Origin of the sequence: Pseudonocardia kujensis, assembly GCF_021283305.1 — a bacterium.
Classification (GTDB): Bacteria; Actinomycetota; Actinomycetes; order Mycobacteriales; family Pseudonocardiaceae; genus Pseudonocardia; species Pseudonocardia kujensis.
Genome location: NZ_JAJSOK010000121.1, coordinates 1 through 11,942, shown reverse-complemented (window position 1 = coordinate 11,942; position 11,942 = coordinate 1). Strand labels below are relative to the sequence as shown.

The following is an 11,942-nucleotide window of genomic DNA, read 5'->3' as shown; positions in this document are numbered from 1 at the left end:
TCCTCGGGCCGGGTGGCGGCCCTCAGGATCAGCAGGAACGGCAGCACGGCGGGCTGACGCGCGAGCGGCAGCTCCTCCGGCGGTGCCGCGATCGGGACACCGGCCGCGACCAGCGCGCGGCGCAACGCGGGCAGCGTCCGCCGTGCCGACCGGGACAGCACCGCCATCTCCGCCCACGGCACGCCCTCGACCAGGTGGGCGCGACGCAGCCGGTCGGCGATCCAGGCCGCCTCCGTGGCCGCCGACGAGAACGTGCGGACCAGCACGGAGCCGGGGTCCGGGACCTCGTGCGGCTCGTGCGCCAACGACGCCGGCGCCACCCGCAGCCGGCCTTCGCCGGACCCGGCCAGCCGCGACGCCAGGCGGGCGCCCGCCGCGCGGACCGCGTCCCGCTGGCGGTGGTCGACGGTCAGCACGGCGGTGGGTGCGTCGACCGCGCGCAGGCCGTCCGGGTCGGCGCCCCGGAACCCGAGGACGGCCTGGTCGGGATCGCCGGCGACCAGCGTGCTGGTCGCGGTGCGGGCGAGCACCCGGACCAGCTCGAGCTGCTGGGGATCGAGATCCTGCGCGTCGTCGACCAGGAGGTGGCGGACCCGCTCCCGCTCGGTGTGGAGCAGCTCGGGGTCGAACGCCAGCGCGTCGAGCGCCGCGGCGACCAGCTCCGCGGAGTCGAGGGCGGGAGCGGTGGCCTGCGGCGCGGCCCCGCCGGCGGCGCCGCGCAGCAGGATGACCTGCTCGTACGTGCGGAAGAAGCGGCCCGCCGCCTCCCATTCCGGCACGCCGTGCCGCTCCCCCAGTGCGAGGAGCTCCTCGGGGCCGAGCCCGCGCTCCTCCGCGCGCAGCAGCAGCTCGCGCAGCTCGGCGGCGAAGGCCGGGATGCCCAGCGCGGGCCGCAGCCGCTCGGGCCAGCCCGATCCGGGGACGCTGCCGTTCCAGTTCGCGATCTCACCGGCCAGGAGGTCGCGGACCACCGCGTCCTGCTCCGCACCCGCGAGCAGCCGGGGCGGCGGGTCGCCCGCGCGCGCCGCGTGCAGCCGCATGATCCCGAACGCGTACGAGTGCACCGTGCGCACCAGCATCTCGCGCGAGGTGCGGGCCTGGAGGGCGGTGGCGGCCGGGTCGTCCGGGTGGATCAGACGGACGAGGCGCTCACGCAGGTCCGCGGCGGCGCGCCGGCTGCCCACCAGCAGCAGGATGCGTCCCGGGTCGACCCCGGCCCGGACGCGGCGCGCCACGCTCTCGAGCAGGACGGTGGTCTTGCCCGTGCCCGGGCCGCCGATCACGCGCAGCGGCCCGGCCGCGTGCTCGACGACCCGCCGCGCCGCCGCCTCCCACTCCGGTTCCGGCGCCGCGGGCCGGGGCGGGCGCACCAGCAACGGTCCCTCGGCCGCACTGGCACGCCCGCCGCCGACGGGCAGGCCGTCGACCGCGGCACGGCGGGCGGGATCGGGGGTCACGGTCCGAGATTCGACCACGCCCCACCGACAGTTCCACGCGGGGAGTGGTCGCGGAGTCGCCGAGGCAGGGAGTCGAGGAGTCGCGTCGCCGGGCCCGCGAGACCGGCGCCAGCGGAGGGGCGCCGAGGGGTGATCGTTCCGAGAGTGACGGGGCCGCCGTCCCGACGACGCTCAGGTGACACTAGTGCGGCCCGCGGAGGCGTTGATCGTTGCGAGCGTCACCTCACGGTCGCGCCGGCAGCGCTCCTGTCCCGCTCGTGGCGGGGAAGCGGGCCGCGAGGCCCCGGGGGCGCCGAGGGGTGATCGTTCCGAGAGTGACAGGACTGCCGTCCCGACGACGCTCAGGTGACACTCGCGCGGCCCGCGGGGGCGTTGATCGTTGCGAGCGTCACCTCACGGTCGCACCAGCACTACTCCTGTGTCGCCCATGGCACGGAGGGCGGATCACGCCCGGTCCTGTCGGGGCGGGGTGGCACGATCACCGCATGCCCGAGGCTCCCCTCCACGTCCACCTCGCCGGCGACCCCGCCGGCGCCCCGGTGCTCGCCCTGCACGGCGTGACCGGGCACGGCCTGCGCTTCCGGCCGCTCACCGAGGCGTTGCCGGCGCTGCGCTGGCTCGGTGTCGACCTCCGGGGGCACGGCCGGTCGCCGTGGGCGCCGCCGTGGCGCCTGGAACAGCACGTCGCCGATGCGCTCGCGGTGCTCGACGCGCACGGGATCGAGCGGGCGACCGTCGTCGGGCACTCGTTCGGTGGGGCGATCGCGACCCACCTCACCCGCGCGGCGCCGGAGCGCGTCACGAGGCTGGTGTTGCTCGACCCGGCGATCGGGCTCGACCCGGAGGACATGCTGCAGACCGCCGAGGAGTCCCGGGCGGACGAGTCGTACCCCGACCGGGAGGCGGCGCGTGCGGCCAAGGAGGAGAGCTGGGCGGGGGTGCCGCCCGAGCTGGTCGACGCGGAGGTCGAGGCCCATCTCGAGCAGCGGGACGGCGCCTGGCGGTGGCGCTACTCGCGTGCGGCGCTGGTGGCCGCGTGGGGCGAGATGGCGCGCGAGGCCGTGGTGCCGCCGGCGGGCCGGCCGACGCTGATCATGCCGGCGACCGGCGCCGACTTCGTGTCGGAGAAGTGGCTCGAGGCCTGCCGCACCGAGCTGGGCGCGGACCTCACGATCACCCCGGTGGACAGCGGGCACATGCTGTACCTGGAGCGGACCGCCGAGGTCGCGGGGCGCCTGCGGGGCTTCCTGGAGGGCTGATGGACGAGGAGACGCTCGAGCGGGTGCGCGCCGTGGTCGCCGCGATCCCGCCCGGCGCGACCAGTACGTACGGCCGGGTCGCCGCAGAGGCCGGCATTCCCGGCCGCGCCCGGCTGGTGGGCCGGATCCTCGCGGAGGACGGCCACGACCTGCCCTGGCACCGCGTCCTGCGCGCGAACGGCACCTGCGCCCCCCACATCGCGCAGGAACAGTCCGCGCGGCTGCGGGCCGAGGGCGTGCTCCTGGTCGACGGACGCCTCCCGCGCGACCGCCGCTGACCAGCGGTTCGGTGTGACCGGCACCGAGGAGCCCCCGGTCGACCCACCCGTCCGGTGATCGAGCGACACCTCGCCGACCTCAGCCATGATCAGCAGTCCGGTGCGAGGACGATCTTCGAGGGCGCGCACTCACGGCTCGGTAAGGGGTTGTCGGGTGCGCCCAGCTGCTGATCCTCTTCGTGTCGTCGGGACTCGCGTCTCTCCGTGGTCACCCCGTGTGCGCGCCGCGGGCTTGTGTGCGGGCCCTCCGTGCACTCGGACCGCGATCATCGGGGAACAGGGTGTCGGTGATCGTGGAGTGGCTGCTCACGTGCACGGTGGGGAACGCACCCGACGATCGCCTGCGGCACCAGGTGTCGCGTCTCGTCTCGGCGGTCGTGAGCGGCGCCGGCCGCCGGAGCGACCTACGCCGCGACCGTCCCGACCCCGACGCCCGCGCGGTACCGCAGCACCACGGCGGCGACGACGTCCGGGTGTGCGCCGAGCGGGTCGCCCACCACGTCGGCTCCCGAGTCGCGGATGCGGGTGTGGAACACCCCGGGTGCGAGCAGCCAGGACACCACCGAGATCCGCTCGGACCCCGCCCGGCGCAGGCCGTCGACCAGCGCGTCGATCCGGGGTGCGGCCGTGGCGGCGAACCCGACCCGCGCGCCGCGCCCGAGGGCGTCGGCCAGCGTCTTCCCCGCGGCCCGCACCTCGGCCACGGCCGCGGCGTCGGAGGAACCGGCCGCCGCCAGGACGACCGTGTCGCCGACCCGGTGCCCGGCCGCGGCCAGCCGGGCCAGCGCCGCGCGGACGAGCAGCGGGTCGGGGCCGAGCGCGGGCGTGACCACGAACCGGTCCGGGGCCGCTCCCGCCTCGGCGAGCTGCGCCGGCAGGTCGGTGCGCACGTGGTAGCCGGAGGCCAGGAAGGCGGGCAGGACCACGGCCCCGTCGAGCCCCCGGATCGCGTCGGCGACCGCCGGCCGCCGGACGTCGACGTACCCGACCCGCACCTCGGTCCCGGGCAGCGCGGCCCGCGCACCGGCCGCGATCTCCTGGACGACCGCGTCGGCGGCGTCGGACCGGCTCCCGTGCGCGACGAGGACAAGCGGCGGCCGCGACCCGGACCACTGCTCCGACGGCGGCGTCGCCTGCATCGGCACGGACAGGTCGCTCGGCGGACCCGGCGCGGTCGCCCTCATCGTTCGTCCCCGGAGACGCAGTGCCCGCCCATCGGCGTGGGGCCGACGTTGGGGTCGAGCGCGAGCCGGTACCCGCGCTTCACCACGGTCTGGATCAGCTTCGGCACGCCCAGCGCCGAGCGCAGCCGGGCCATCGCCGTCTCGACGGCGTGCTCGTCGTCGCCGCCACCGGGCAGCGCGCGCAGCAGCTCGGCGCGCGACACCACCCGCCCCGGACGCCGGGCCAGCACCCGCAGCAGGGCCATCCCGGTGGGCGGCACCGCCTTCAGCTCGCCGTCGACCAGGGCGGCGTGCCCGCGCAGCTCCAGCCGGTGCCCGCCCACGGGCAGCCGCCGGGCGCGGGCCGGGGCCTCGGCCTCCAGCGCGCGGACCATGGCCCCGAGGCGCGAGCGCTGCGGCTGCACCGTCCGGACGTCGACGGCCTCCAGCGGCGCGGCGGTGACCGGTCCGACGCACACGACCAGCACCGGCCCGCGCAGTGCCGCGACCAGCTCGTCCCGGATCCGGCGCTCCGCCGCCCGGGCCAGCAGGCTCGCCGCCGCGGGAGCGCTGGTGAACGTCAGCATGTCGACGCCGCCGGCCAGCACCAGATCGGTCAGCCGGTCCAGCGGCCCGAGGTCGGCGGGCGGCACCCACCGGTAGACCGGCACCTCGACGACCTCGGCGCCGGCCATCTCCAGCGCCTCGACGACGTCGGGCAGGGGCTCGCCGTGGAGCTGGACCGCGATCCGGCGGCCGTCGACGCCCTGCTCGAGGAGGTGGTCCAGCACCTCGGCGGACGACTCCGACGGCGGCGACCACACCTCGGTCAGCCCGGACGCCCGGATCTGCCCGCGGGCCTTCGGGCCGCGGGCCAGCAGCTCGCTGCGGGACAGGGCGGCCAGCAGGTCCTCGCCCATCCCCCAGCCGTCGGCGGCCTCGACCCAGCCGCGGAAGCCGATGCCGGTCGTGGCGACGGTGACGTCCGGCGGCCGCGCGATCAGGTCGCGCGTGCGGGCCTCGAGCTCGGCGTCGTCGGCCAGCGGCACGATGCGCAGCGCCGGGCCGTGCTGCACGCACGCCCCCCGGCGCTCGAGCATCGTGCCCAGCTCCTCGGCCCGGCGGGCCGCGGTGACGCCGACGGTGAAGCCCGCCAGCGGAGGGACCTGCGCCTCGGTGGTGGTGGGGGCGCTCATCGGTGCATTCTCCGCTACGTCGAGGTCGAGACCGAACGCCGGAGTGGTCACCGCAACCCGATCTGCACGAGCCCGTCGCGCAGCCGGACCGGGTGGACCGGGACGGAGACGCCCGGCGCGTCGAGGCACCGGCCGTCGACCAGGCTGTACGCCTCCTTGTACACGGGCGAGGCGACGATCGGCTCGCCGCCCCGGTCCCCGACGATCCCGCGGGACAGCACGGCCGCGCCGGACCTGGGGTCGACGTTGCCGAGGGCGTGGAGCGACCCGTCGTGGGTGCGGAAGATCGCGACCTGCTCGTCCCCGAACAGGGCCGCCACCCCGCGCTCGGGCTGCAGCCGCTCGAGCGGGCAGGCCGTCTCCCACCGCAGGTCGGTGTCCAGGGTCTCGGCGGCGGGACGCTCGTCGGTCGTGGTCATCACTGAACCTCCTGGCGGCCGAAGGCGGGCACCCCGATGAGGACGGGTTCGGGATCACCCGCCCGCGGCGCCGGGACGGGCTGGCCGCGCTCGGTCACGAACGAGATGGTCGGGTCGGGCGTCCCCGGCTCGTTGACGAAGGAGACGAAGCGCTCCAGCTTCTTCGGGTCCTCGAGGACCCCGCGCCACTCGTCGGCATAGTTCTCGACGTGGAGGGCCATCGCCGCGTCGAGCTCGGCGCAGATGCCGAGCGAGTCGTCGACGATCACCTCGCGCAGGTGGTCGAGGCCGCCCTCCAGGCCCTCCAGCCACGGCGCCGTGCGCTGCAGCCGGTCCGCGGTGCGGATGTAGAACATGAGGTAGCGGTCGATCGTGCGGATCAGCGTCTCCTGGTCCACGTCCTGCACGAGCAGTTGGGCGTGCTTGGGGGTGGCGCCGCCGTTGCCGCCGACGTAGAGGTTCCAGCCCTTCTCCGTGGCGATCACGCCGAAGTCCTTGGACCGGGCCTCGGCGCACTCGCGCGCACAGCCCGAGACGCCGGACTTGAGCTTGTGCGGGCTGCGTAGGCCGCGGTAGCGCAGCTCCAGCAGCACGGCCATGCCGACCGAGTCCTGCACGCCGTAGCGGCACCAGCTCGACCCGACGCAGGACTTCACGGTGCGCAGCGACTTGCCGTAGGCGTGGCCGGACTCGAACCCGGCGTCGACCAGGCGCTTCCAGATCGCCGGCAGCTGCTCGACGCGGGCGCCGAACATGTCGATCCGCTGGCCACCGGTGATCTTCGTGTAGAGCCCGAAGTCCCGCGCCACCTCGCCGATCACGATCAGGCCCTCGGGCGTGATCTCGCCGCCGGCGATCCGCGGCACCACCGAGTACGTGCCGTTGCGCTGCATGTTGGCGAGGAAGTGGTCGTTGGTGTCCTGCAGGGTGGCCTGCTCGCCCTCGTGGATGTGCCCGTTGCCCAGGCTGGCGAGAATGGACGCGACCGCCGGCTTGCAGAGGTCGCAGCCGCGGCCGGTGCCGTGCTTCTCCACCAGCTCGGTGAAGGTCCGGATCCCGGTGCTCGCGATGATCTCGAACAGCTCGGCCCGTGAGTACGTGAAGTGCTCGCAGAGGGCCTTGGAGACCTCGACGCCCTCGTCGACCAGCATCTTCTTCAGCAGCGGGACGCAGGAGCCGCAGGTGGTGCCGGCCTTCGTGCACGCCTTGAGGTCCGGGACCGTCCGGCAGCCCTCGGCGTGGATGGCGTTCTTCAGCGTGCCCTTGGTGACCGCGTTGCAGGAGCAGATCTGCGCGGAGTCGGGAAGCGCGTCCGCCCCCAGCTCGACGCCACCCGGCGCGATCATCGCGACGGGGTCCGCCGGGAGCTTCGCGCCGACCAGCGGGCGCAGCGTGGAGTACTTCGACGCGTCGCCGACCAGCACGCCGCCCAGCAGGGTCTGCGCGTCGTCGGACACGACGATCTTCGAGTAGGTGCCCGCCACCGGGTCGTTGACGACGACCTCGAGTGCGCCCTCGGTGGTGGCGTGCGCGTCGCCGAAGCTGGCCACCTCGACGCCCAGCAGCTTGAGCTTGGTCGACATGTCCAGCTCTTCGGGCGTCATGGTGGCCCGCCCGCCGAGGAGCCGGTCCGCGACGACCTCGGCCATCGCGTAGCCCGGCGCGACCAGGCCGTACGTGCGGCCCTCCAGCGCGGCGCACTCGCCGATCGCCCAGATGTTCTCGTCGTGCGTGCGGCACCTCGCGTCGACCAGCACGCCGCCGCGCTCGCCGACCGGGAGGTCGCAGGAGCGGGCCAGGGCGTCCTGGGCGCGGATGCCGGCGGAGAAGACGACGAGGTCCGCGTCGAGCTCCACCTCGTCGGACAGGGTGGCGACCAGGCGGTCCCGCTCCTCGCGGATGCCCGAGACCGCCACGCCCGTGCGCACCGCGATGTCCTGGCCGGTCACCAGCTCGCGGAGCAGGGCGCCGCCGCCCTCGTCGACCTGGGCGGGCATCAGCCGCGGCGCGATCTCGACGACCTGCGGGGACAGCCCGAGCAGCCGCATCGCGCGGGCCGCCTCCAGGCCCAGCAGGCCGCCGCCGACCACGACCGCGGAGCGCCGGCCCGGGCCGGGCTTCGCGACGGCGGCCGCGGCGGCCGCCTGGATCGCGTCGAGGTCGTCGAGCGTGCGATAGACGAAGCAGTTGGGCAGGTCCTTGCCGGGCACCGGGGGCACGAACGGCACGGAGCCCGTGGCGAGGACCAGGGCGTCGTAGGTCAGCGCGGCGCCGGAGGCGGTGCGCACGGTGCGGCGCTCCCGGTCGATCGCGACCACCGGGTCGCCGAGGCGCAGGTCCACCAGGGGATCGACGAGCTCGGCGAGCCGGAGCTCCTCCTCGCTCGTCCCGTCGACGTACGACGACAGGGCCACGCGGTCGTACGCCTGCCGGGTCTCCTCGCCCAGGACCGTGATCCGCCACTCGCCGTGCTCGTCGCGGTCGCGCAGCGCCGAGACGAGCCGGTGCCCGACCATCCCGTTGCCGACCACCACGAGATGCCGTGTGTCCGTCACTGGTGACCTCCTGTCCCGCACCGGGTGCGGGTTCGTGCTGTTCGTGCGGGGTGCGCTGCCGGGCGGGACCGGTCAGACGCGGGCGAACGCGGCCTGGCCCTCGCCGCTGCGGACGGTCGAGGTCTGCCGCTGGTAGACCGCCCAGGTGAGGCCGGCGCAGAGGACGTAGAAGGCCAGGAAGGCCCAGAACGCCGGGACGCCGGACTTGGTGGCCGCGAAGGACTGGCGGAACGCCAGGTTGATGAGCAGGCCGCCGAGCGCACCGACCGCCGAGATCAGGCCGATCGCGGCGCCGGAGACGCGGCGGGCGTGCAACAGCGCCGCGGTCCGGTCCGCACCCTCGCCGATGCGCTCCAGCGCCTGCCGCCGGAAGATCGCCGGGATCATCTTGTAGGTCGAGCCGTTGCCGATGCCCGAGAAGACGAACAGCAGGATGAACCCGAGCGTGAACAGGGCCAGCGAGCCGGTGCCCGAGGCGAGGATGCAGACCAGCGCCGACACGGCCATGAGCCCGAAGTTGACCGCGCTGACCTTCGCGCCGCCGATCTTGTCGGCCATCCAGCCGCCGATGGGCCGGATGAACGAACCGAGCAGCGGGCCGATGAAGGTCACGGCCGCGGCCTGCAGCGGGGTGCGGCCGAACTGGGTCTGCAGCACCAGGCCGAAGGCGAAGCTGTAGCCGATGAACGAGCCGAAGGTGCCGATGTAGAGCACCGACATGATCCCGGTGTCGCGCTCCTTCAGGGCGAGCGAGAAGGCGCCCTTGTCGTTGCTGACGGACGCGATGTTGTCCATCGAGAAGGCCGCGACGATCGAACAGATCACGACCAGCGGGATGTAGACGGCGAGCAGGATCTTCGGGTGCGAGGCGCCCGCGGTGGCGATGATCAGCAGCGCGATCAGCTGGATCACCGCGACGCCGAGGTTCCCGCCGCCCGCGTTGAGGCCCAGGGCGGTGCCCTTACGGCCCTCGGGGAAGAAGGCGTTGATGTTCGTCATCGACGAGGCGAAGTTGCCGCCGCCGAGGCCGGCCAGCGCCGCCATCAGCACGAACACCGAGTACGGGGTGCCCGGCTGGAGCACGAAGGCCGCCGCGATCGTCGGGATCAGCAGCATCAGGCCGCTGACCACGGTCCAGTTCCGACCGCCGAAGCGGGCGACGGCGAAGGTGTAGGGCACCCGCAGGATCGCGCCCACGAGCGTCGCCGTGGCGCCGAGGAAGAACTTGCCGGCCGCGTCGACGCCGTACTCAGGGCCCATGAACAGGACGAAGACCGACCACAAGGTCCAGACGGAGAACCCGACGTGCTCGACGAAGATCGACGCCCAGAGGTTCCGGTTCGCGATCCCCTTGCCCGTGCGCTCCCAGAACCCGGCGTCCTCCGGTTCCCACTGCCGGATCCACCGCCCCCCGACGACGCCGCGGGACACGGTCCTGGTCTCCGTGTCGGTCGGTCCTTCTACGGTGGCTGTCACGCCGGTCCTCCTGGTCGCATCCGTGGTCACGTCGCTCGGATGCGCAGGACGGTAGGCAGCCGGGATTACCCCGGAATGGCCCCGTGTGACACGGGCGCAAAGCCCCGCTCACCTGCGTTCAGCTGCGGTGTGAGGTCACATCGCGCAGGTCAGGGCTGTGAGGTGGGTCGGGGTTGGCTCAGAGGCGGGCGCTGACGAGCCCGGCGACGCGCTCGAGCCCGGCCACGCTGCGGGCCGACGCGTCGGGGTGCTGGGCGTGCAGGGCGAGCCGGTACAGCGCGGCGCGCAGCAGGGCCTGCGGCCACTCGTCGAGGTGTGCCCAGCGGTCCATGAGCCCCTCGTCGGCCCCGCCCCAGGCGATCGCGTCGACGACGACGACCGCGGCCGCCCACTCCGGCGGCCGCCAGAACGGGACGAGGTCCAGGACCACGGGGACGCCGTCGCCGTCGAACAGCACGGCGCCGAACAGCTCGCCGTGCACGACCTGCGGCGGCGACTTCATCGGGCGGCGGTGCGCCGCGAGCTCGGCGAACAACCGGCCGCCCGAGGCCTCGTCGAGGGCGAAACGGCGCTCGCCGAACGCCGCGGCGGCCGAGCGGGCGAGCAGGTCGTCCCGGTTGTCCAGCAGGCGCGGGCGCTGGACGGTGGCGGTCGCGGCGTGCAGGCGCAGGCTGGCCGAGACGACGTCGTCGTGCCGGGGCTCGGAGGCGCCGGCGAGGAAGCGGGACGCGGCCCAGCCCGCGACGACCCAGCGGCCGTCGGACGAGCGGACGGGGCGGGCCAGCCGGACCGCCTCGACGTCCAGGGTCTCCAGGACGCCGGCGGACCACGCGGCCATCGCGTTGTCGGCCACCGGGCGCAGCAGCACCTCGCCGCAGTGCCAGGCGCGCTGACCGGCCCACACCACGGGGCGTGGCGTCGCGTCCTTCACGCCGAACGCGACACGGACGTGCTCGGGGAGCGCGCTCGCCTGCGGGACCGTCGGTGCTGCCGTCACGGGGCGCCACGCTACCTGCGCGGACCCGCGGATCAGGTGTTGCCACGCGGAGAAGGTGCGGAGGCTGATCGTTGCGCGGCGGGGTCAGCGGTGCTCGCCGCACGCCCCGGTGCTCCGCCGACGAGCTGGAGGACGGGCGCGAGGGAATCGGTGCGAGGGGCTCCTGGCCGGGCGCGGCCGGTCCGCGGGGCCGTCGCACACGGGACCGGTGCTCCACAGGAGGTGCACCGCCGCCGGCGTCTGGCGTTCTCGGGGGCTGCGGCTGCGGCGCTCAGTCCTGGTCGGCCCGGTCGTCGTCCTGGTGGGAGCTCCGGGCGTCATGGTGCGGGTGGTCGTCGTCCGACCGGGACGAGCGGTGCGACCTGTTCCGGTGCTCGGAGTCGTTCGCGTTCCGGGACGCGGCGTCGTGGTCCGAGCCGTCGCGGCCCGACCCGGCGCGGCCGGAACGGTCGAGGGACGAGGGGGCGCGGTCCGGGCGGTGGGTGGACGAGGCGGCCTCGGCCCGGTGTGCGACGGCGTACCCCCGGTGGGAGGCGCTGTCGCGGGCCGACCGGCTCGCGCCGCTGCCGGCCGGCTCGGGCCCTGCCTCGCGCCGCTGCTGTGTCCGGCCTCCGTCAGAGGCGGAGCCGTCGCGGTCCCGGCCTGTCGGCTCGGAGGTGCGGGACCGTGGGGAGGGCGTGGCCGGGCGCCCGTTCGACGCACGCTCGGCGGCCGACCGCACGGCTGCCCCACGAGCACGTGCGGTCGAGGACGAGCGCTGAGGCTCCGACTGCCGTGCAGCTCCGTCGACCGCGGCGAACTTCCGCGCGACGGCCTCGCGCGCGGCCGCGTCCGACGAGCCGCCGGTGGACTGCGACGCCCGGGTCCGCTGCTGCTCGCCGACCGTCTCGGCAGCGCGCCGTTCGGTGGCGCCGCCGAGGGCGACCGGGTCGGGGGTGCGGACGGCGGGATCGGTGGACCGGGTGGAGGGGGAAGCGACTCCGTTGTGCGGGGCGAGGAGCCGGGCATCGCCACCGCGGCCGCGGCCGTCCCGTCGGCTGCGGCGATGCGCGAGGCCGTCGCACGATCAACCGGCTCCACCGCCCGCACCGACCCGCCCGCATCCGGCGGTTCCACCGCTCCCGCCGTCCGCACCCCCGACC

Annotated in this window: 9 protein-coding genes; 2 read left to right on the top strand and 7 right to left on the bottom strand. The window is 75.1% G+C overall.

Translation table 11 applies throughout. The features are described 5' to 3' along the window. Positions 1 to 1,457 (bottom strand): UvrD-helicase domain-containing protein (locus tag LWC35_RS38010; RefSeq protein ID WP_232875399.1); only part of this gene is annotated, 1,457 nt, incomplete at its 3' end. Between the two features lie 485 nt (positions 1,458 to 1,942). Here LWC35_RS38010 and LWC35_RS38005 point away from each other — a divergent pair. Together LWC35_RS38005 and LWC35_RS38000 are read left to right on the top strand one after the other, a co-directional pair. Next, entirely contained in the window at positions 1,943 to 2,716 is a 774-nt protein-coding gene (locus tag LWC35_RS38005) for an alpha/beta fold hydrolase (RefSeq protein WP_232875397.1), read from the top strand. Beyond that, positions 2,716 to 2,994: an MGMT family protein gene (locus LWC35_RS38000; RefSeq protein WP_232875395.1), complete on the top strand. Its 279-nt coding sequence runs from the start codon at positions 2,716 to 2,718 to the stop codon at positions 2,992 to 2,994. Before LWC35_RS38005 ends, LWC35_RS38000 begins: the two co-directional genes overlap by 1 nt. A 404-nt stretch (positions 2,995 to 3,398) precedes the next feature. On the opposite strand, the gene LWC35_RS37995 is transcribed toward LWC35_RS38000, so the two are convergent. The 6 genes from LWC35_RS37995 to LWC35_RS37970 all read right to left on the bottom strand — a co-directional run bounded on the left by LWC35_RS37995 (position 3,399) and on the right by LWC35_RS37970 (position 10,800). Beyond that, positions 3,399 to 4,178 carry a sirohydrochlorin chelatase gene (locus LWC35_RS37995; protein WP_232875393.1) on the bottom strand — a complete coding sequence of 260 codons (780 nt, stop codon included), beginning with the start codon at positions 4,176 to 4,178 and terminating at the stop codon, positions 3,399 to 3,401. Continuing rightward, a complete protein-coding gene (locus LWC35_RS37990; RefSeq protein WP_232875392.1) occupies positions 4,175 to 5,353 on the bottom strand; it encodes a uroporphyrinogen-III synthase in 1,179 nt (392 codons plus the stop codon). Before LWC35_RS37990 ends, LWC35_RS37995 begins: the two co-directional genes overlap by 4 nt. Positions 5,354 to 5,400: 47 nt before the next feature. After that, positions 5,401 to 5,772, bottom strand: a complete 372-nt coding sequence (nirD, locus tag LWC35_RS37985) for a nitrite reductase small subunit NirD (RefSeq protein ID WP_232875390.1) — start codon at positions 5,770 to 5,772, stop codon at positions 5,401 to 5,403. After that, positions 5,772 to 8,327, bottom strand: coding sequence for a nitrite reductase large subunit NirB (gene nirB, locus LWC35_RS37980; protein WP_308194755.1), 2,556 nt, complete (start codon positions 8,325 to 8,327; stop codon positions 5,772 to 5,774). Before nirB ends, nirD begins: the two co-directional genes overlap by 1 nt. Before the next feature lie 72 nt (positions 8,328 to 8,399). Beyond that, positions 8,400 to 9,803 (bottom strand): MFS transporter, encoded by a 1,404-nt coding sequence (locus tag LWC35_RS37975; protein WP_372463176.1) that lies wholly within the window; start codon positions 9,801 to 9,803, stop codon positions 8,400 to 8,402. A 178-nt stretch (positions 9,804 to 9,981) separates the two neighbouring features. Next, positions 9,982 to 10,800 carry a TIGR02569 family protein gene (locus tag LWC35_RS37970; RefSeq protein ID WP_051737102.1) on the bottom strand — a complete coding sequence of 273 codons (819 nt, stop codon included), beginning with the start codon at positions 10,798 to 10,800 and terminating at the stop codon, positions 9,982 to 9,984. Between the last annotated feature and the right edge of the window lie 1,142 nt (positions 10,801 to 11,942).